The following is a 22,148-nucleotide window of genomic DNA, read 5'->3' on the forward strand; positions in this document are numbered from 1 at the left end:
CCTTGCCGCCGGTTTGGCGGGCGGGTTAGTCGGCGGCGATATGGCCAGCGCCATGGCAGGGATGCAGGCGGGGAAGGTGACGGTTGAGAATAACTATCTGCATGAAGATGAATCCCGTCAGCTCGACAAGGAAATGCAGGACTGCAAGAAATCAGGCGGTGACTGCCAGAAGGTTGTCGAGAAATATATTGATATCAGCAACAAAAACAGCAAAGAGCTTAAGAATGCCTGTACCGGCGGTGGTGTGACCTGCGTGACATGGGAAGAGCTGATACAGGCCGATACTAACGTTGCCCTGGATGCTGACAGATATCAGGTAAGATTGAGTGAGAAACTGAAAGATCCTGATGCGGCCGCCATGGTGAAATATCTTAACGGTTCGGATCTGAAATTCCTTAACGATAATATAACCACGGGCGATCGGGTGATGTCTGTAGTTATGGATCCTACATCGTGGCCGGTGGCAATCATGGGCGGAAAAGCCATCATCACCAATGCCGTGAATAATACCAAAGAGCAGCTTATTGCTGTGGGTGTGGGTGCCGGGCTGGGTGCTGGTATTCAATATGGTACGACAGGCGAAGTGAAACTATCGGATGTAATTGGCTCTGGTGTTATTGGTGCCGTTACTGCTGGTAAAGGTTATAACCCGACAATGGCCTGGAATGCGGCAGGTGGTTACTACCAGGCTGAAATTAGCGGCGATGATCCATTTATGGCAGCGCTGCTGAGTAAGGCTGGTGCTTCAGCAGGTTTTTCTGCGGGTAATGTTATTAAAGTACCAATGGACAAGATTCTAAATCCAGTATCAAAACAATATGAATGGGTTCCAACAGGAGTCTGGACAATAACAAAGCCTGCGCCACAAAGTTCTGTACCATCAGTCATGGGTAATTTAGGCGACACTTTTGTTTCAGGAGTAACCGGAGACGCTTTAGAAAAAGCTGTATCTGGAGGTAAAAATGAAACTAAATAGTCCTAAAAAGCCGATATGGACATTATTTTTGATGTGTTTATTAATGTGCATAGCTTTAATTATGATAGGAACTTTCTCCTATCTTCTAAAAGGCTGGTTAATCTGGGATTTTGATAAATCTTTCCCTTTTGGAAAAAATGAGATGATTACGATCTTAAAGATCAGTCTGTTAGGTATTCCTGCGGGCTTCGTGTTCTGGAAATTCGATGTCCGATATTAGTCGAAGAGTTAGCGGTCGGACTGGTCGGCGGCGAAATGGCCAGCGCCATGGCAGGGATGCAGGCGGGGAAGGTGACGGTTGAGAATAATAATTTATCAGCCGTGGCACGACTCGGCGTCACAGCATGTGCTGAGGTCGCCACATGTCGAAATATGGTCGTGGAGAAAGGACTCGGTGCATTACTGGGTATCGGAGCAGCAAAAACCGCGCTAGATAACCTTTCCTCCTCTGAACGGGATTATGTCTTTAGCGTAGCAATGTCTGGTAAGGCTGATCTGATAGAACGACTGACCCCGGAACAACGGGCTGCCTATAATTATATGGTAGGGCAGGATCAAAAAGGCTTAATCACGGTCTTCCCGAAACCGGATAGAGAACTGACAGACAGTAAGTTGATTAATCCGGGTCATAGCGACCAACAAGGGCTAGTCAATACGGGTAACAATCAGCCCTTAGCGTCAGGTCCGACACATACAGGTAATAGTGATGGTTTAGTCAATACGGGTGGCACGAGTACAGTAACGCCGCTTCCGGATGGGCCAAGTAAGGATGATTTGGCTTATTTGTCTGAGGGTAGTAACAAATATATACCTAGTCCTAAGCATGCTTCTGGGGGGTGGGGGACTAAAATGGATTTGAGTGATACAAAAGCCCAAGAGGTTATAGATAACTCAATCCAAGGCGGTAAACAACGCTACGGAATGAGTGATGGTAAATTATATGAATTCCAGCCGGATAATGCTGGAGGTTGGCATGGCTATCCAATTCCAGGCAATGAAGCTCCACCAAAAGTATTACGCGAGTTACTTTCACAAGGAAATATCAGTAAAGCTGATTACAACAAAATGATTAAAGGAAAATAATGATGAATAAACTAAGTATCATTGTTCTTAAGGAAATTTTGGATAACGAATCTCAGTTAATTTCATTATCTATTAAAATCGATAACATAAGTTACTCTTTATATATTGGGGAACTAAAATTATCTGAACTTATTGATTGGCTTGTGGAAAATGAAGGTGTTATTAGAAATGAAAAATTTCCTGTAAGTGAAGGAAATCAAGAGTCTCTAGCAAAAAAAGTTCAACATTTTTACGAAAGCTTAGATATAAATAAAGATTATCTGGTTGATAAAATGTTTGATTATCGGGCGTCACATTGTCTGAGATTTGCCTGTCGAGGTACGGATATTTCTGAAATATATATAGGTAAATCAGATAATGGATATGAAATATCGAAATGTACAAAATATGAACATTGGCAGTATTTTTTCGATATAGATGATTTTTTTCACACATTAAAACGTTTGGAGAGATAGTTGAGAATAACTGGCTGAGTCTGCCATCGGGAATGGCGGATTATGGTCAATCAGCCTCTTCATTAGCAATGTCCATGGCTCAGCAAGGTGCAACCCCAGATGAAATCAATACAGCGCTCAGTCAGCATGTGAAAGGGGATTTACCGGAGAGAGCGAACATCACAAAAGCCATTGTTGAGGGTTATACGGATGGTTTGCTGATTGCGGGTGCTTGGTATCTGGGGCCTGCAGCATCGGTGGGTAAAGTGATTGGCGGAGGAATTATCGCAGAGATAGCGAATGGAAGCTACCAATGGTTTGACCTGAGCCGTCCAGGTAACGAAAACAAAAGCTGGGACTGGAAAAGTAGCGTAAGCTCAGGGATTTCGGGAATGCTTGCTCCGGGAAGAACTGTCCAGCAAAATGTTGGAATAGCGGTAGGCGGTGCGGTGTTTACGGATGGGCCTGATATGGGATCTGTTGGTGGTGCTGCTTTGGGGGCATGGGCCGGAGGAAAATTTGGGGGGTTAGCTCCTGGTGCTGTGGGGAAAATAACCGGGGCGAACCATATACCTGAGTTTATTTATGATGTTATCGGTGCTGGCGGTTCGGAGGTAGTTGGCGGGTTTACTAAAGATATGATAAAAGCTTCTCAGGAAAGTAAATTAAACTCGAAGGATACAAAAAATGATTAATTATCTAAAACTTTTGGGTTATTCATGCATTTTTTGTAGCATCGTCTACTTCGTATTGACTGGAGTCGTAGCTTTTATAAATTACCTTAATAATGGATACTTTTTTTACCCACTTTATCACGTAAAAAGAACCTTAGTATTTAGTTGTATATCGGGGGGCGCTATTACCTTAGCTGCAATTTTTTTTAATTTGATAGGTAAATTTAACTTCCGCAAAAAACCTCCCTCCGAACCTGAGTAACCTTGCCAATGTTAGCCAATCGGTCCGGGATTGTCGTTAAGAATAATGCACTGAGTCTGCCATCGGGAATGGCGGATTATGGTCAGTCAGCGTCTTCATTAGCAATGTCTATGGCTCAGCAAGGCGCAACCCCAGATGAAATCAATACAGCGCTCAGTCAGCATGTGAAAGGGGATTTGCCGGAGGGAGCGAATATCACAAAAGCCATTGTTGAGGGTTATACGGATGGTTTGCTGATTCCGGGTGCTTGGTATCTGTGGCCTGCAGCATCAGTAGGTAAAGTTGAGGGCGGTGCAGTGATTGCGGAAATCGCTAATAGTTCTTATCAGTGGTTTGACCTGAGCAAACCCGGAAATGAAAATAAGCGTTGGACTAAAAAAAGTAGTATAGCGTCAGGAATTACTGGGGCACTGGCACCTGGGCGTAGTATCCAGCAGAACGTTGGAATAGCGGTAGGCGGTGCGGTGTTTAAGGATGGTTCCGATATGAGGTTTATGAGCGGAGCAGTTAATAATTAAACGGCCAATGCTGTGGCAAAAATATTTGCGACTAACCCTATATATGATTTTATTTTTAATGTTATCGGTGCAGGTGGCTCGAAAGTAGACAGTTTTTTACTAAAAATACTATAAGTCCCTATCTACCCGTTAAAATTATCAAAGATATTACTACCATACCATGGATGAAAAATGGAGTGAGAAATGAAATGTATAGAATGTAACTGTTCAGAAGCAAACAAAGAGTCTGGACTCTGTGATGCCTGTGAAAATATAGAGTCGAGAAAAATCAATGGACTGCTGTATCTTCCTGCCATAGGGCTTATCCTAGGAATTGTTCGTAGTACAAAGGACATTTGCAGTTTCACTATGATTGTAGTTGATCATTTCGAAGAAACGAGTTTCTTGTCTTTTGACGCCATGGCGGCAGTTACGTTCCTGATCGTTGATTTTCTTACCCCACTTTATGCATCCTTGTCCTTTTTTAGACGCAAGAAAAACACTCGAAAAGTCATGATAATTTACTATCTGATAGGGATGATCAGCGCGTTATATTTTTCTGTTCTTCCTGTTGTCGTTGATAACACTCAATATGAAAGGGAAGATATAGGGATAATATTGAATGGGCTTTTTGGGGTTGTAATATGGATCCCTTACTTTTTGCTTTCCAAAAGAATTAATACCGTTTTTTGTCGGTAGTCGATCTGATTAGTTGATATTATTACCGCTAACGTGAAGCCTGTATTAGTAACACCCCCAACGATTAATTATTCACACTACTGTATCGACCCTTCAAACAAAGCCAGAAACCTTCTGGCTTTTATCGTTGAAAAGTTTAACGTTTTTTCTTCGTACCCTGAACCGCTTTAAAACGTGGGTTACTTTTACAGATAACGAAGACGCGACCGTGGCGACGGACGATCTTGCAATCAGGGTGACGCTGTTTAGCGGACTTTAGTGAGCTGAGGACTTTCATTCTTTATCCTTTTTGCTGTGATCGAAAAAACGGCCAAAGCGTTGGGCAAAGCGCGCGGCACTGCCTTCTTTGGCAAACTCTTTCTGCTTACCGGTATAGAAAGGGTGCGAGTGGGCAGAGACATCCAACGTGACGTAGGGATAAACCTTACCTTGGTATTCGACCGTGCGGTCGGTCTTAATCGTTGATCCGATCACCATATAGTGATCGGCCCCTAAATCGTGGAACACCACTTGACGATAAGCGGGGTGGATAGCGGGTTTCATAGTCGCTCCTAAATGTAATGTTATAATATAACAATAAAGGATCGTTATAAGCGGTGCAAGCCCTTCGTTCAAAATTATTCGATTATCAGGTTAGCGCTTGGTCGATGCGCTGCTGCAAGGTAGCGCTCGTCATCCTTAAATAGCGACTAAACATGTTACGGGCGGCGGAGTCGGGGCGGTGACGCGGGGTCACAACGCTGACGGTAAAAGGCACCGAGACACTGAATCGGCGCATCACCACGTTATGGGCCAAGTAATCGACAGCGGTCAGCGGATTGATGATCGACACCCCACAGCCTTGTCCAACCATGGCACACACCGAAGCGGCACTGTGAGTTTCGAGGGCCAGGTGGCGAGAAACACCTTCTGCTTGAAACAGTTGGTCGAGCAGCTGTCGATAGCTGTCGGTGCGTGACAGGCTAATAAAAGGCAGTTCGCTAAAGTCGTGGGGGCGAAGCACTTTACGAGAAGCCAAGGGATGATCGCCGGGCAGCACACAGACTTCATCGACGGTTAGTAAATTATCAATCTCGCAGCCCTCAGGCACCGATTGCGTCTCAGTAATCCCGAGATCAAAACGTTGTGCCGTCAACCACTCTTCAAGTAATGGCGACTCTTGCGGGGTGATGGTCATACTGGCGGCGGGGTAGTCGCGTAGATATTCTGCACAGGCATGGGGCAGTAGAGATTGTGAAAAAGCCGGTAAGCAGGCGATGGTCATTTCTGATTGGTCGAACTGTGCCAACCCGGCGGCGGTCTCTTGGATACGCTGACGGCCATACCAGCTACGTTGGACCTCCTCAAACAATCGGAATCCTTGCTGAGTTGGGTGTAAGCGTCCTTGGCTGCGTCGAAACAACGGCACGGTTAACTGATGCTCGAGACGCGCTAACTCTCGGCTTAAGGTGGGCTGGGAGGTACGTAATAGCGCTGCCGCACTGGTTAAGGTGCCTTGAGTCATCACCGCATGGAATATTTCAATTTGTCGCCAGCTCAATGGAGTCATCACGCTTCTCGTTATTAGGTATATCAAAAATGAATAGAGTATCGATTAAATGATATTTTTCAATATAGAAAGAGTATGGCTTACTGAGGGTATTGCTTAAGGAGAACATTATGCCCACCCCGATCACCGACCCCGCAACCGCCTTACACCAGACTCAACTTCTAGCGTTAGCCCAGCATTATCAAGGGCCATTCTGGGCGTATGATGCCCAAATTATTCGCCAGCAAATCGCTAAGCTGCGTCAGTTTGATGTGATCCGTTTTGCGCAGAAGTCCTGCTCGAATACGCATATTCTGCGCCTAATGCGAGAAGAAGGGGTTAAGGTCGACTCAGTATCCGTGGGGGAACTGACTCGCGCCTTACAGGCTGGCTATCAACCGCAAGGTAACGATATTGTCTTTACCGCTGACCTCCTTGATCGGGAAGGCTTGGCTCGAGTTGTCGAGCTCAACGTGACGGTTAACACCGGCTCCATCGATATGCTCAAGCAACTGGCTGCGCTATCGCCGGGGCATCGCGTCTGGTTACGCATTAACCCTGGTTTTGGTCACGGTCACAGTCAGAAAACCAATACCGGTGGCGAGAACAGTAAGCACGGTATCTGGTACCAACAACTGCCGGATGCGCTGGCGGTGATCCATCAGGCCGGCTTGCAGCTTGAAGGCTTACATATGCATATTGGCTCAGGGGTGGATTATCAACATCTGCAACAGGTGTGTGATGCGATGGTCGAGCAAGTGCTGACTAGCGGTTGTGACCTGCAGGCTATCTCGGCAGGCGGCGGCTTATCGACCCCTTATACCTTTGAAGAACAGGAGATCGATCCTGCGCATTACTTCTCTTTATGGGATCAGGCGCGTCAGCGCATCGCTGCACATCTTGGGCATCGGGTGACCCTCGAGATCGAACCGGGACGCTTCCTTGTCGCGCAATCAGGCGTACTCGTCAGTGAAGTGCGCGGCACTAAATGGATGGGGAACCGTCACTTCACCTTAGTCGATGCGGGATTCAGCGATCTGATGCGTCCAGCGATGTACGGTAGCTATCACCATATTTCGCTAATGCCTGCGGACGGGAGTGATGCCAGCGGGCGCCCCCCTCAACAGACACTGGTTGCAGGACCGCTCTGCGAATCCGGGGACGTGTTTACTCAGCTGGCGGGCGGAGAAGTTGAACCGCGTGACCTGCCGCAATCTCAGGTCGGGGACTATTTAGTCTTTCACGACACCGGAGCCTATGGGGCGTCTATGTCTTCGAACTACAACAGCCGCCCGTTAATCCCCGAAGTCTTGCTCGATCAAGGACGTGCTATCGAGATCCGTCGTCGGCAAACGGTCGATGAGCTTCTCGCGCTAGAGCACGCTCAGCCTCTAAACTGCTGAGGGCGTAGGCTATAGCTCGTCTAAGCGTGCCACCGAGTGGCGAATGACTAAGGTTGGTTGGAAAAGATGCGTCACCGGCGGTGGCGCTAAACCATTCCCTAACGCTAACGCTAGGCGCGCCGCCTGCTGTGCCATCGCGACAACAGGGTAGCGAACGGTGGTGAGACGTGGGCGAACATAGCGGGAAACGTGGACATCATCGAAGCCAATAATCGAGATCTGTTCAGGAACCTGTAAACCATTATCGGTCAAGGCCGCGAGCGCACCCGCTGCCATCGAGTCGTTATAGCACGCAATCGCCGTAAAGTGTCGGCCCTGCGCCAACAGTGACACCATCGCTTGCTCGCCGCCATTCTCATCCGGTTCGCCATAAGCGATAAACTCGGTTTGTGGCGTTAATCCGTGATCGCGCAGCGCGTCTTGATAACCCTCAAGGCGTTCTTTGGCATCTGAAATCGAATGGGTAGAGCAGATATAGGCGATCTTTTGATGACCCTGACTGATCAAATGCCGCGTCGCTAGCCAACTGCCATAACGGTTATCGAGGGCGATACAGCGCGACTCGAACCCCTTTACCACGCGGTTATTAACCACCATTCCAGGAATTTGTCGCATAATCGCTTGCAGATCTTCATCGCTAATCATTTTTGCATGCACCACAAGGCTTTGGCATTGATGGCGGATCAGCTGCTCAATGGCTAATTTCTCTTGCGAGGCGCGATGATAGCCGTTACCGATCAACAAAAAGTTGCCGGTCTGAATCGCGACTTGATCGACCGCCTTAACCATCGCGCCGAAAAAGGGATCCGACACATCATTGACCAGCAAACCTAAGGTGGCGGTCGATTGCTGGGCAAGGGCGCGGGCATTGGCATTAGGAATATAATTTAGCTGTGTCATGGCTTCAGCCACGACTTTTTGTGAGTGAGCACTAGCTTTCGGGGATTGATTGAGGACACGCGATACCGTTGCGACGGAAACCCCCGCTAATCGGGCGACATCCTTGATAGTAGCCATAATAAACTTCCAGGGTAAACGTTTACACTCCATTATGTTACGCCAATCATCAGGCTATGTAACCTCGACAAACGCCGCGTAGATCTCAGTTTCGCTCTAAAGTCAGAGGAATTGGCGTTTAAACGTTACCATACTTAATGTTAGTTACATTTTGCGGGATTCTGTTGCGTTTTAAGGCTGGCGGTTTCTTGTCTGTTTTCAGTAAAGTAATTCTCCCAGAGGTATTAATCGGTGAACATCTATCCATGGATTACACCAGCCTGCGCGTCAGCGCAGGTTTTTTTTTAGCTGAAAAACCAGTTATTTTATAATTTTCAAGCCCTTACATCTCGCCTATTCCATCAATTACGAACTGAAACACAGTTTTCGGACCGAATAACGGCTTTTTAAGGTAAACTACTAATAAATTTATCTTTACTTTAAACCTATCGGATTGCTATGCCCCGGATAAAAAAGAAAACAGGAAAGGACTCAGCCAAATCGCCGTTTAACTCATTTCGGTTTCGTCTGGTCTGCCTCGGGGTCGTGGCCTGCTTAGGGTTGTTGCTGTTACGTGTCGGCGATCTACAATTAGTCGACCAACCGATGCTGGAGCATGAAGCTGACCAGCGCTCCCTACGAACGGTAACCTTACCGACCAACCGCGGGACCTTATTGGACCGTAATGGTGAAACCGTTGCCTTAAGTGTACCGTCACGCGATATCATCGCCGATCCGTTAAAAATTCTCGAAGCCAATCCCGATTTTTATAGCCCTAAGTGGGCCTATTTGGCTAATGCCTTAAATATGCGTCCAGAACAGCTGGCTAACCTAATCATGGCTAACGCCAAAAAACGGTTCCTCTACCTGGGACGTAAAGTTGAATTGGGCATCGCTAAAGATATCTCTAGTTTGCATTTACAAGGTTTGACCTCGGTCTACGATGACAGTCGATATTATCCGATGGCGGAGGCGGCCGCACCGCTGATTGGTATTGTCGGTGCCGACAATAAAGGGCTGAATGGCTTAGAACATAGTTTCGACACCTTGCTACAAGGTGTGCCGGGTAAAGAGAAATACCGCCAAGACCGCCATGGCAATATTATTTCCATGCTCAGCTACCAGCCACCGACTCAGCCACCGACCGTGCAACTGAGTATCGATAAATTTATTCAATACACCATGTTTTCGAAATTACGTGATGGTGTCGTGCTAAATAAGGCCGACTCTGGCGCGGCCGTGATGGTGCGAGTGGATACCGGCGAAGTGTTAGGGATGGCTTCTTATCCCTCCTACAACCCGAATAATTACGAAGGGGCAAATGCCGCGCAGATGCGTAATGTGGCGATTAACGACAGTTTTGAACCGGGGTCAACCGTAAAACCGTTGGTAGTGATGGAAGGGCTACAGCGTCATTTAGTGCGTCCGGATTCGGTGTTGGATACCACGCCCTATAGTGTCAACGGACACTTAATTCGCGATGTCGGCCACTGGCCACGTCTGACCATGACCGGCATATTGCAAAAATCGAGTGATATCGGGGTGTCGCATATCGCGCTAGCGATGCCTGCGGATGTGTTGGTGAACACTTACCGTTCCTTTGGGCTCGGCCGCTCAACGGGCTTAGGATTGACTGGAGAAAGTGTGGGTTACTTCCCACTGCACCGTCAACGCTGGGCGGATATTGAGCGGGCCACCTTTTCGTTCGGCTATGGGCTACGGGTTACGCCGCTGCAAATTGCTCGTGAATACGCCACACTCGGTTCGTTTGGGCTGTATCGTCCGCTCTCTATCACTAAGGTAACGCCGCCGGTTGTTGGCACCCGCGTAGCGGACGAAGATGTGGTACGCAGTGTCGTACATATGATGGAAAGTGATGCCTTACCCGGTGGTTCAGGGGTTCGCGCAGCAGTACCCGGCTATCGTCTAGCGATTAAGACGGGTACCGCCGAAAAAATGGGCAGTAACGGTAAATATGATGGCGGTTACATCAACTACACCGCAGGGGTTGCCCCCGCCAGTCATCCGGTGGTGGCCTTAGTGATTATGATTAACCACCCCACCGCAGGCGACCACTTCGGCGGAAGCGTCGCGGCACCGGTATTCGGGAATATTATAGGCCCCGTATTGAAGCATATGAATATTGCGCCAGATGCCCTCTACACCCCGCTAGATCCTCAAGCGCAACACTAAGTTTTCGGTGTGTTCAGGACGGTCAGCTGACCGTCCTTTTCTTTTCTCTGCGCCATGTTTACGCTGGCAGAAATAATTTAACGTCTTCCTTACTAATTTATTCTGGCAACTCAGCGCCAGCTTGCTAATAATGAAGGCTACTTTGACCTCGCTGTTAGCCTCTGCGCGACAGAAGGTTGTTTGTGTCTCCTGATGATTAAGAAGAACCATGACCAATACTTCTCAGCGACCGGCGCGTCGTGCTTGGCTCAAAAAACTGGCCGTTATTCTTATTGTTATTGTGCTGGCAGTGATCGCTTGGCGTCTATTCTTTACGCACTCTTCATCCACAGCAGGCGGTGCGCCATCGGGAAGACATTCGATGAGGCCAGGGATGGGGGCGGGAAGCGCTACCATCGTCCATGCGGTGAATGCCCAACAAGCAGATGTCCCGGTCTACGTATCGGCGCCGGGTACCGTCGTTCCTAATGCCAGCGTGACGGTCACCAGCCGCATTACCGGTCAGCTCGATAAGGTCCTCTTCACTGAGGGGCAAAAGGTGACGGCAGGGCAGTTACTGGCGCAGATCGATGATCGAGACTACCAAGCAACCTTAGCGCAGTATCAAGGGGCCTTAGCGGAGAACCAAGCGCTTCTCAAAAACGCCGAGTTAACCTTAGCCCGCTACCGTAAGCTCTACGCTCAGGACTCCCTCTCTAAGCAAGATCTTGAAAGCCAAATCGCCACGGTTGGCCAGTATCGGGGCACCGTGCAACAAGATATTGCGCAGATCAATAACGCTAAGGTCAGCATCAGTTATGCCCGGATCACCGCCCCGGTAACCGGACGGGTTGGCTTGCGTCTGGTCGATGCGGGGAACTTAGTGCAGAGTGGTGATAGCACCGGCATTGTGACCATTACCCAGATGCAACCCGCAGGGGTCACTTTTAGTGTGCCACAAAGTTATGTGGGGCAACTCGCCAGTAAGTTACATCAAGGCCAAGCGTTACCGGCCACCGCGCTCGATCAAGACGGTTCGACGGTCTTGGCACAGGGCGATGTACGCTTTATCAGCAATACCATCGACACCAGCACCGGGAGTGTCGCCCTGAAAGCGATGTTCGCTAATCAGAATGAAGCGCTATTCGCTAATCAGTTCGTGAACTTACGTCTGCAAATTGACCTATTAAAGCAGGCGACGGTGGTATCGACCCAAGCGATCCAACTCAGTAGCGATGGCAGCTTTGTGTTTATTATCCAACCGGATAACACCGTGGTGCGTCAAGCCGTGAAAACGGGGCCGTTATATGGTAATGACCAGCAAGTCATTCTATCTGGGGTGAAGCCTGGCGATAAATTAGTCTCTGATGGTATTGATCGACTGACGACGGGTAGCAAGGTGACGGTTGCTGATGCAAAAGAGACTCAGGCTGCAGAAAATAAGGCTGAGTAATGAATCCATCTCGTCTTTTTATCCAACGCCCGGTCGCCACCGTACTGTTAATGGTGGCAGTCCTATTATCTGGGATCTTTGCCTATCGGTTCTTATCGGTGTCGGCGTTGCCCCAAGTTGATTACCCAACAATCCAAGTGACCACGCTTTATCCCGGTGCTAGCCCGGAAGTGATGTCCACCTCGGTGACAGCCCCGTTAGAGCGTGAATTAGGCGAGATGAGTGGCTTAAGTGCCATGACCTCGAGTTCGTCCTCCGGTTCGTCACTTATCACGCTACGCTTCGGCTTAACCATCTCGCTTGATGTAGCAGAGCAAGAAGTGCAAGCGGCCATTAACTCGGCCAATAGTTTATTACCCAGTGATCTGCCTAATCCGCCAACCTATAAAAAGGTCAACCCAGCGGATACGCCTGTCGTAACCGTTGCCGCGACCTCTGATAGCCTCTCCTTAACCCGCGTACAAGACCTACTGAATACGCGAGTCGCATTAAAGCTCTCGCAGATTTCCGGCGTGGGCTTGGTCAGCCTAGACGGGGGCAACAAGCCAGCGATCCGTATCCAGTTGAACCCAACGGCACTGGCCGCCCATCACCTCACGTTAGAAGAGGTGAATACCGTGGTGGGCAACAGTAATGTCAATGGCTCTAAGGGCGGCTTCGATGGAAAATACCACTCGGTCACCCTCGATGCCAACGATCAACTGCGTACCCCTGAAGAGTACGCTAACCTTATTATCACTTGGCAGAATGGCGCAGCGCTTCGGTTAAAAGATATTGCCACTATCACCCAAGGGGCTGAAAACACCTTCCAATCGGCTTGGGCGGATAACCACCCAGCGATCATTATGAACGTGCAGCGACAGCCCGGTGCTAACGTTATTCAGGTGGTTGATGATATCAAGGCACAGCTGCCAACATTGCAGCAGACCTTACCCGATGGCGTAAAACTACAGATTGTTGCAGACCGCACCCAGACCATCCGTGCCTCGATCAGTGATGTCCAATTCGAGATGGTGCTCTCCATTGCGTTAGTGGTGATGGTGACTTTCCTGTTTCTACGCAACATTGCGGCAACGCTGATCCCAAGTGTTGCGGTGCCTCTCTCGCTGATTGGCACCTTCGGCGTAATGTACCTGCTGGGCTTCAGTCTTAACAACCTCACTTTGATGGCGTTAACCATTGCTACCGGATTCGTGATTGATGATGCCATTGTGGTGGTGGAGAATATTTCGCGCCGTCTCGAAGAGGGCGAGTCCCCGATGCAAGCGGCCTTAAAAGGCTCGCAACAGATTGGTTTCACCATCATCTCGTTAACCTTCTCATTAATTGCCGTCTTAATCCCGCTGCTGTTTATGGGCGATGTGGTGGGGCGCTTATTCCGTGAGTTTGCCATTACGCTTGCGGTATCGATATTGGTATCGATGTTTGTCTCCTTAACCTTGACGCCGATGCTTTGTGCTTACTTACTGAAGCACACGCCTCCCGAGCAGCAGTCACGCTTCGCGCAGAAAGGCGAGCAATGGTTCGAGAAGATTGTGCGAGGCTATGACCGGTTACTCAGCGTGGTGCTGAATCATCAGAAGTTGACGCTACTGGTGGCGGTCGGCACCTTTGTGCTGACCGCGTTGCTCTATGTCGTGGTACCGAAAGGCTTCTTCCCTCAGCAAGATACCGGAATGATCCAAGGGATTACGATTGCTTCGCAAGACGTGTCGTTTCAAGAGATGACCAAACGTCAAAAGCAATTGGCCGCGATTATCCTCAAGAATGAAAATGTTGATGCCTTAACCTCGACCATCGGTATCGATGGCACTAATACCAGCCTTAATAGTGGGCACTTACAAATTACGTTGAAATCGTTTGAAGACCGGAGCGAGCGGGCCGATAAGGTGATTACCGAACTCAAACAGGCGGCTAAACAGGTACCCGGTATCCAGCTTTATTTACAGTCGTCGCAAGATTTAACCGTCAATGACCAAGTGACGCCAAACCAATACCAATTCACGCTGACGGATCTGAGTAGCGAGAACTTGGTAAAGTGGACACCACAGTTAATCGCGGCACTCGCCAAACGGCCAGAATTTAGCGATGTTGTCAGTAATCTGCAGGACCAAGGCCGGATTGCCTATGTCGATTTGGACCGAGATAAAGCCTCGCGCTTAGGGATCACCGCGTCGGACGTCGATACGGCACTGTATAATGCCTTCGGTCAGCGCTTAATCTCGACGATCTTTACCCAGTCCAACCAATATCGAGTCGTGATGGAAGTGGCACCACAATATCAGCAAACTCCGGCTTCACTGGATGATATTTGGCTGAAAAGCTCGGTGACCTCAAGCAGCACGTCCAGCAGCTCAAGTTCGTCGAGCTCAAGCTCAACCACTTCGTCTACCTCTACTTCGACGTCTACCGATAGCGGCATGGTCAAATTGACCGCGGTGGCGACGGTTCATCAACGCCTCGGATCGTTAATGAATATGCGTCTCAACCAATATCCGGCGGTCATGGTCTCTTTCAACTTGGCGGAGGGGTACTCGATTGAAGAGGCACAGCAGGCCATCAGTGAGGTGAGCCAACAGCTCTCGCTACCAGACAGTATTTCCTTACAGTACCAAGGTGAGGCTTCCTCGTTCCAGAGCGCCACCAGCAATACATTGTGGTTGATTCTCGCGGCGCTGCTCACCATGTACCTCGTGTTAGGCATCCTCTATGAGAGCTTTATTCATCCGGTCACCATCCTCTCGACCCTGCCTTCGGCGGCGATCGGTGCGTTGTTGGCACTCCTCTTGAGTGGCAGCGAGTTTAGTTTGATCGCGCTGATTGGGGTGATTTTGCTGATCGGTATCGTCAAGAAGAATGCGATTATGATGATCGACTTCGCCCTGCAGGCTGAGCATGAACAGCATCTATCGCCGCGTGAGGCGATACACCAGGCATGTTTACTGCGTTTTCGCCCCATCTTAATGACCACGATGGCCGCATTGCTGGGGGCCTTACCGTTAATGTTAGCCAGTGGCTCAGGGGCGGAGCTACGTCAACCTCTGGGACTGGTAATTGTCGGCGGCCTGATTGTCAGCCAAGTGTTAACGTTATTCTCTACCCCAGTCATCTATCTCTGGTTCGATCACTGGTCTGAACGTGGACGCCGTTTCATTGCTAAGAAACAGCAACGTCGTCAGGATGAACGATGAATATTACACGCTTATTTATTTTCCGTCCGGTCGCCACCTTATTACTGACCTTGGCGTTAGTCTTGCTCGGCTTTTTGGGGTATCGACTGTTACCGGTCGCGCCATTACCGCAGATTGATTTTCCCACCATCATGGTGTCGGCAAGCTTACCGGGGGCGAACCCTGAGACCATGGCAGCCACGGTCGCGACGCCATTGGAGCGAGCATTAGGGCAAATTGCCGGGGTGTCTGAGATGACCTCCAGCAGTTCCCAAGGCTCTACCCGAATCGTGTTACAGTTTGATCTCGACCGTGATATCAATGGTGCGGCGCGTGATGTACAGGCGGCGATTAACGCGTCACGCAGCCTGCTCCCTAGCAGTATGCCGTCGTTACCGACCTATCGTAAGGCCAACCCTTCGGATGCGCCGATCGTCTTATTGGCCCTAACGTCGAAGACCCGCACTACAGGGCAGTTATACGATATTGCCGAGAGCAAAATCGAGCAAGTTTTGGCGCAGGTGAGTGGGGTGGGTGAAGTGTCGCTGATGGGCAGTGCCTTACCGGCAGTGCGGATCGATTTACAACCCAACAAGCTTACGCAGTACGGCGTCTCGTTGGATGAAGTGCGTAAAGCGGTCGCCAATAGTACCTCCAATTTACCCAAGGGGATCATTCAGGGTCCCCATCTCTCCTGGTCGATTGACAGTAATAGCCAGTTAGATAACGCCGCGCTCTATCAGGATCTTATTATCCGTTACCAGGACGGTAAGGCGTTACGTTTAAAAGATGTCGCGACCATCTACGATGGAGTACAGGATAAATATGTCGCCGGTGCGCTCAATGGTAACCCTGCGGTGATGCTTGGGGTGACCCGCCAAGCGGGGGCTAACATGCTGGTGACTATTGACGAGATCAAAGCTAAGCTGCCACAACTGCGCGAACAATTACCAGCGGATACCTCCTTGCAGCTAGTCTTAGACCGCTCGCCAAATGTACGCGCCTCCTTATACGAGACAGAAGAGACTTTGCTAGTCGCCGTGATGTTAGTGGTCGCGGTGGTGTTTATCTTCCTAAGGGATTGGCGTTCGGTCTTGATCCCCGCGTTAGCTTTGCCCGTATCGCTGATCGGTACCTGCATCGTTATGTATCTGCTCGGTTATAGCCTCGACAACCTGTCGCTGATGGCATTGATCATTGCCACCGGTTTCGTGGTCGACGATGCGATAGTGGTATTGGAAAATATTATTCGACATATCGAAGAGGGGTTAAGCCCGGTAAGGGCGGCGATCCGCGGGGCGAAAGAGGTAAGCTTTACGGTACTTTCCATGACCGCATCACTCATTGCCGTATTTATTCCTATTCTTCTCATGGGCAGTATCGTTGGGCGGCTATTCAGAGAATTTGCGGTCACCTTATCGGTCTCGTTAGTCATTTCGATGTTTGTTTCGCTCAGTCTTACCCCTATGCTCTGCGCACGCTTACTCAAACGTCGTCCACCGGTGACGCATCGTCCTCATCCGGTTTTTCAATGGATTGAACGTCGATTAACCGCGTTATTAAATCTCTATAGCCGTGGATTGAAGTGGGTACTTGCCCACCAAAAAATAACCATGATAGGGCTGTTGGCGACAGTGTTATTGAACTTCTACCTTTTCACTGTGGTACAGAAAGGCTTTTTCCCCGACCAAGATACCGGAATGTTGATGGGGATGGTCAGGGCTGACCAGAGTGTCTCGTTTGAGGCGATGACGCCGAAGGTCAATCAGTTTACTCAGCTGATCTTACAGGATCCGGATGTCGATGCAGTGATGTCCTCTCGCGGCGGTGGAATGTTTGGATCGCGTAGTTCAGCGACCTTTTTTGTGAAACTTAAATCGCTGGATCAACGCAAGGCATCCGCGACGGAAATCGCTAACCGACTCAGTATGAAGGGCAGTCAGGTCGCCGGTGCCCAGATGTTCTTGATGGCGGCGCAAGATTTACGGGTAGGTGGGCGGAGTGCGAATGCCTCGTATCAATACAGCCTACAAGCCGACGATCTGGCGCTATTACGCGAGTGGACGCCAAAAGTTCAAAAGGCATTTAGTGCGTTACCGCAATTGACCAGTGTCGACTCCGATTCGCAAACGGGTGGCCAAGAGGTGATGATCACCATCGATCGTGATGCGGCAATGCGACTTGGCGTGGACGTCAACATGCTGGACACTATGCTGAATAATGCCTTCAGTCAGCGGCAAATTGCGACCCTGTATAAAACCTTAAATCAATATAAGGTAGTGATGATGTTGCAAAGCAGCAACACACAGGACGCGAATGAACTGTCGAAGATTTATGTGCTCAACGATGAGGGCGACCGCATTCCGCTTTCCGCTATCGCGAAGTTTAGTGGCGCGAATGCGCCATTATCGGTCGCGCACCAAGGGCAATCGGCAACCAGTACCCTCGCGTTTAACTTAGCCGATGGCGTCTCGCTGGAACAGGCGCAGGCGGTGATTAAACAGACCATGGCGAAGATCGGCGTACCGGATACCATCGCCGCCAGTTTCCAAGGAACAGCGCAAGCCTTTAGCCAGTTAACGGCGACCTTACCTTGGTTGATCCTAGCGGCCTTGGCTGCGGTCTATATCGTTCTCGGGATGTTGTATGAAAGCTATATTCACCCGCTCACTATCTTATCGACGCTACCCTCTGCCGGGGTCGGGGCACTGTTACTGTTAATCTTAACGAATACCCAGCTGACGGTCATCGCGCTGATCGGCATTATCTTGCTGATTGGTATTGTGAAGAAGAACGCCATAATGTTGATCGATTTCGCGCTGGATGCCGAGCGACGCGGTATGACGTCGCAACAAGCGATTACCGAAGCCTGCTTAAAGCGTTTTCGTCCGATTATGATGACCACCTTAGCGGCGTTTTTCGGGGCCCTGCCGATGGCACTAGGGAGTGGCGGCGATGCTGACCTCCGTAGCCCGCTGGGGATTGCGATTGCCGGTGGGCTAGCGCTTAGCCAGCTCTTAACGCTCTTTACAACGCCAGTCGTGTATCTATGGCTAGACAAATTGAGTCAGGTGACTCGTCAACGCTGGCACCGTTTTCGTCATTCAGGAAATGCGTCATGAAATTAGCTTGTAAAATCTCGACTCTCAGTATGTTGCTGATGCTAACCGGGTGTATGGTCGGCCCAGACTATCATTGGCCCACGCAGTCTATGCCGTTAGCGTTTAAAGAGGCAAAAGGCTGGCAGCAAGCACAGCCACAGGATACCGTACAAAAAGGGGAGTGGTGGCAGATCTATCAAGATCCGCAACTGAATCAGTTACTTTCCCAAGTGGCGATCTATAACCAAAACGTGGCCATGTATGCCGCACAGTATCGGCAAGCCCTGGCGCTTACCGATCAAGCCACGGCCAATCTCTATCCGACCGTCACGGGTGATGTGCAATCGACGCGCAGTGGCAGCGCCAGCTCGGGGCAACGAACCACTAGTAACAGCCATTCGGCACAACTTAGTGCCAGCTGGGAGCTGGACTTGTGGGGCAAATTGCGCCGTCAAGCCGCTGAAGACCGGGCGAGTGCGCAATCAAGCCAAGCCGATCTCGCCAACGCTACCCTCAGCGCACAAAGTACGTTAGCGCAAAACTATTTCCAATTGAGGATCCTAGACCAGCGTATCGCGCTTTATCAGAAAAGTATCGATGCCTACCAAAGGTATTTGCGGATCATCAATAATAAATATCAAGCGGGCAGTGAAAATAGAGCGACGGTTGCTCAAGCACAGATGCAATTACAGAGCGCACGGTCGACCTTGCTCGGGATAACGTGGCAACGGGCGCAATACGAACACGCTATTGCTGTGCTATTGGGTAAAACCCCGGCGGAGTTCTCCTTAGCTGCCGCGCCGCTCACCGCAACCTTACCGACAATACCGGTGATGGTGCCTTCTAAGCTATTACAGCGCCGCCCCGATATTGCGGTAGCCGAACGCTCGATGGCGGCGGCGAACGAAGCAATTGGTGTCGCGATTGCCGGTTATTTCCCTGATCTTACGCTGAGTGCGTCCGGCGGGACCAGTGCCAGCGAACTGCACAACCTGTTCTCGCTACCTTATCGGGTATGGTCACTTGGGCCTGAACTGAGTGGCACCATTTTGGATTTCGGTGCGACCAAAGCCTCCGTTGCCCAAGCACGCGCCGCCTATGATGCTCAAGTCGCTAACTATCGACAAACCGTGTTAACCGCGATGCAGGATGTCGAAGATAATTTGGTTGAATTGAATACGCTGGGCGAGGAGATTACCGCTCAACAAGCCTCGGCACAGGCGGCGATGACCTCAGCTCAAGTCACCCGTAATCAATACGATGCTGGAATGATCGATTACCTCGATGTGGCGACCACCGAAAACAGTAGTCTCAGCGAGCAACAATCGTTACTGCAGTTACAAAGCCAGCAGTGGGTGAGTAGCGTCGCATTAATTGCCGCCTTGGGCGGCGGTTGGCATGCGACCGATCAGTGATTATCACAGTAAGTCATTAAATAAGTTAACTTATATTTAACGACAAAATTTGTCAGCAGAGCGTTAAACGTGTTTAATCAAAGGTATCGAACTCCGATACCTTTGATCTTTACAGGGAAAACATGTTGCTCAAATTTCTGCGGTGGGTGTGCCAACTCGTATGGCGCGTTGAAGTACAGGGAGAGACTTCAGGTTTTACTTCCAAAAAAGTGATTATCACTCCGAATCACGTCTCCTTTCTCGATGGTATCCTCCTCGCGCTTTTTTTACCGGTTAGACCGGTCTTCGCCATTACGGCAACCTACGCCAACCATTGGGCGCTGCGCGGGGTAAAACGCTGGGTCGATGTCGTCGCGCTGGATCCAGCCAGGCCAATGACCATGAAGCGCCTAATTAAAGAGGTAAACACTGGTCGACCGGTGATTATCTTCCCTGAAGGACGTATCTCCGTCACGGGATCGTTAATGAAGGTGTATAGCGGAGCCGGGTTTATTGCCGCGAAAACCGAGGCTACGGTCATCCCTATTCGTATCGAGGGCGCGGAATATACCCCTTTTAGTCGCTTACCGGCTAAACGCCGTCTATTCCCTAAGATCCGCCTCTTCATCTTACCCTCAACCCATATCCCTATGCCGCAAGACGCCAAAGCCCGACAGCGACGTGTCTTAGCGGGTGAACATTTGGCGCATATCATGCACGAAGCGCGGATGGCTGTGCGTCCACGTGAAACGCTTTATGAGGCCTTTATCCATGCTGCCCAGTGTTTTGGCTGGTCCCACGGCTGTGTGGACGATATTAATTTTTCCGTTAACAGCTATCGGCAACTGCTCAAGAAAATATTAGGTGTAGCCTGTATTCTTGAAAAAGAGACCCAGCCGGGGCAAAACATCGGCTTGCTACTGCCTAATAGCGTGGTCACTGTCGCCACACTGCTGGCGGCAACCGCACGGGGCAGGGTCCCTGCCATGCTTAACTATTCAGCGGGGAACAGCGGTCTGCATGCTGCCCTCAAGGCTGCGGAGATCACCACCATCTTTACCTCCCGCCAGTTTCTCGATAAAGGGAAATACCACTATTTGGTCGAGAATGCGCCGCATGTTCGTTGGCTGTACCTTGAAGATTTAAAAGAAACCCTTACGGGCGAAGATAAGTGGTGGGTGGCGAAACATCTGTTCTTCCCTAAAGCCGCTCAAGTTTCCCAGCAGCCAGAAGACGCGGCCGTGATCCTCTTTACCTCTGGTTCAGAGGGCGTACCTAAAGGGGTGGTACACAGCCATAAAAGTTTATTGGCCAATGTTGAGCAGATCCGGACTGTTGCCGACTTTTTGCCGAGAGACTGTTTCCTCTCAGCAATGCCGCTATTTCATGCTTTCGGCCTGACAGTAGGCTTACTCTTACCCCTTTCTACTGGGGCCAAAGCGTTTCTCTATCCAAGCCCATTGCATTATCGTGTTATCCCTGAACTGGTCTATGACCAAGATTGTACCGTGTTGTTCGGGACCTCGACGTTCTTAAACTATTACGGGCGCTTCGCGGAGGGATATGATTTCGCCCGCCTACGCTATGTGGTCGCCGGGGCGGAGAAGCTACAAGAGAATGTACGCCAGCTTTATGCCGAGAAATTTGGTATCCGTATCCTAGAAGGCTATGGTGCAACAGAATGCGCTCCAGTCTTATCGATAAATCTGCCGATGGCGGCTAAGATTAATACCGTTGGCCGTTTACTGCCCGCCATGGACTTTCGTCTGATCTCCGTACCAGGCATTGAGCAAGGCGGCCGCTTACAGGTTCGTGGCCCCAATATTATGAAAGGCTATTTACGCGTCGACAACCCGGGTCATATTGAATCGCCCGCCGCGGACAATGGCGAAGGGCAATTTGACGCCGGTTGGTATGATACGGGCGACATCGTTAGCTTCGATGAAGAGGGTTTCTGCCGGATCCAAGGGCGCGTGAAACGTTTTGCTAAATTAGCCGGCGAGATGGTCTCACTGGAAAGCGTCGAATCCTTAGTGATGGCGGTCTCTCCTGATAAACAGCATGCGGTGTCGGTAAAGGAGGACTCGCAGAAAGGGGAGGCGTTAGTCCTCTTTACGACCGACGCGCAATTGCAGCGTGACGCGTTATTGAATCAAGCCAAGGCTAAAGGACATAGCGAATTACTGGTGCCACGTGATATCCGTGTAGTCGATAGTTTACCGGTATTAGGCAGTGGCAAACCCGATTATGTTTCTCTTAAAGCAATGGCAGCAGAGCCAGCGCGTTCACATTCTCACAATGGGTAA

At 50.0% G+C, this 22,148-nt stretch carries 17 protein-coding genes; 13 read left to right on the plus strand and 4 right to left on the minus strand.

Going from position 1 to position 22,148, the window contains the following annotated elements; genetic code table 11:
- The 6 genes from BMX14_RS14845 to BMX14_RS14880 all read left to right on the plus strand — a co-directional run.
- The coding region (locus BMX14_RS14845) for a VENN motif pre-toxin domain-containing protein (RefSeq protein WP_230527524.1) at positions 1 to 976 on the plus strand (976 nt) is incomplete at its 5' end.
- 240 nt (positions 977 to 1,216) lie between these two features.
- Positions 1,217 to 2,059 (plus strand): VENN motif pre-toxin domain-containing protein, encoded by an 843-nt coding sequence (locus BMX14_RS14855; protein WP_268993461.1) that lies wholly within the window; start codon positions 1,217 to 1,219, stop codon positions 2,057 to 2,059.
- Positions 2,060 to 2,061: 2 nt separating this feature from the next.
- Positions 2,062 to 2,514 carry a hypothetical protein gene (locus tag BMX14_RS14860; RefSeq protein ID WP_092678113.1) on the plus strand — a complete coding sequence of 151 codons (453 nt, stop codon included), beginning with the start codon at positions 2,062 to 2,064 and terminating at the stop codon, positions 2,512 to 2,514.
- 74 nt (positions 2,515 to 2,588) lie between these two features.
- Positions 2,589 to 3,188 carry an adhesin gene (locus BMX14_RS14865; protein ID WP_230527525.1) on the plus strand — a complete coding sequence of 200 codons (600 nt, stop codon included), beginning with the start codon at positions 2,589 to 2,591 and terminating at the stop codon, positions 3,186 to 3,188.
- Between the two features lie 249 nt (positions 3,189 to 3,437).
- Entirely contained in the window at positions 3,438 to 3,947 is a 510-nt protein-coding gene (locus tag BMX14_RS16655; protein WP_177173180.1) for a hypothetical protein, read from the plus strand.
- A 183-nt stretch (positions 3,948 to 4,130) separates the two neighbouring features.
- On the plus strand, positions 4,131 to 4,625 hold the full coding sequence (locus tag BMX14_RS14880; protein ID WP_092678119.1) for a DUF2569 domain-containing protein: 495 nt from the start codon (positions 4,131 to 4,133) through the stop codon (positions 4,623 to 4,625).
- Between the two features lie 136 nt (positions 4,626 to 4,761).
- On the opposite strand, the gene ykgO is transcribed toward BMX14_RS14880, so the two are convergent.
- From ykgO to BMX14_RS14895, 3 genes are all read right to left on the minus strand, one after another.
- A complete protein-coding gene (gene ykgO / locus BMX14_RS14885; protein WP_048913566.1) occupies positions 4,762 to 4,902 on the minus strand; it encodes a type B 50S ribosomal protein L36 in 141 nt (46 codons plus the stop codon).
- The gene (locus BMX14_RS14890) at positions 4,899 to 5,168 is read right to left on the minus strand and encodes a type B 50S ribosomal protein L31 (RefSeq protein WP_092678121.1); all 270 of its coding nucleotides are present in this window, start codon (positions 5,166 to 5,168) and stop codon (positions 4,899 to 4,901) included. Before BMX14_RS14890 ends, ykgO begins: the two co-directional genes overlap by 4 nt.
- An 85-nt stretch (positions 5,169 to 5,253) precedes the next feature.
- Positions 5,254 to 6,174, minus strand: coding sequence for a LysR family transcriptional regulator (locus BMX14_RS14895; protein WP_092678123.1), 921 nt, complete (start codon positions 6,172 to 6,174; stop codon positions 5,254 to 5,256).
- Between the two features lie 110 nt (positions 6,175 to 6,284).
- On the opposite strand from BMX14_RS14895, the gene lysA reads away from it, so the two are divergent.
- Complete coding sequence (gene lysA / locus BMX14_RS14900) at positions 6,285 to 7,556, plus strand: diaminopimelate decarboxylase (RefSeq protein ID WP_092678125.1); 1,272 nt, start codon at positions 6,285 to 6,287, stop codon at positions 7,554 to 7,556.
- A 9-nt stretch (positions 7,557 to 7,565) separates the two neighbouring features.
- Here lysA and galR read toward each other — a convergent pair whose 3' ends face one another.
- Positions 7,566 to 8,573, minus strand: coding sequence for an HTH-type transcriptional regulator GalR (gene galR / locus BMX14_RS14905; protein WP_092678177.1), 1,008 nt, complete (start codon positions 8,571 to 8,573; stop codon positions 7,566 to 7,568).
- 438 nt (positions 8,574 to 9,011) lie between these two features.
- Here galR and BMX14_RS14910 point away from each other — a divergent pair, with 438 nt between their 5' ends.
- The 6 genes from BMX14_RS14910 (at position 9,012) to aas (ending at position 22,148) form a co-directional block, all read left to right on the plus strand.
- Entirely contained in the window at positions 9,012 to 10,745 is a 1,734-nt protein-coding gene (locus BMX14_RS14910) for a penicillin-binding transpeptidase domain-containing protein (protein ID WP_092678127.1), read from the plus strand.
- A gap of 208 nt (positions 10,746 to 10,953) precedes the next feature.
- Entirely contained in the window at positions 10,954 to 12,177 is a 1,224-nt protein-coding gene (locus BMX14_RS14915; protein WP_092678129.1) for an efflux RND transporter periplasmic adaptor subunit, read from the plus strand.
- Positions 12,177 to 15,368 (plus strand): efflux RND transporter permease subunit, encoded by a 3,192-nt coding sequence (locus BMX14_RS14920; RefSeq protein WP_092678131.1) that lies wholly within the window; start codon positions 12,177 to 12,179, stop codon positions 15,366 to 15,368. Before BMX14_RS14915 ends, BMX14_RS14920 begins: the two co-directional genes overlap by 1 nt.
- Entirely contained in the window at positions 15,365 to 18,469 is a 3,105-nt protein-coding gene (locus tag BMX14_RS14925) for an efflux RND transporter permease subunit (RefSeq protein WP_092678133.1), read from the plus strand. Before BMX14_RS14920 ends, BMX14_RS14925 begins: the two co-directional genes overlap by 4 nt.
- Positions 18,466 to 19,863 (plus strand): efflux transporter outer membrane subunit, encoded by a 1,398-nt coding sequence (locus tag BMX14_RS14930; protein WP_092678135.1) that lies wholly within the window; start codon positions 18,466 to 18,468, stop codon positions 19,861 to 19,863. The genes BMX14_RS14925 and BMX14_RS14930 overlap by 4 nt, the downstream gene beginning before the upstream one ends.
- 122 nt (positions 19,864 to 19,985) lie before the next feature.
- Complete coding sequence (gene aas / locus BMX14_RS14935) at positions 19,986 to 22,148, plus strand: bifunctional acyl-ACP--phospholipid O-acyltransferase/long-chain-fatty-acid--ACP ligase (protein WP_092678137.1); 2,163 nt, start codon at positions 19,986 to 19,988, stop codon at positions 22,146 to 22,148.

Origin of the sequence: Rosenbergiella nectarea (assembly GCF_900111105.1) — a bacterium.
Classification (GTDB): Bacteria; Pseudomonadota; Gammaproteobacteria; order Enterobacterales; family Enterobacteriaceae; genus Rosenbergiella; species Rosenbergiella nectarea.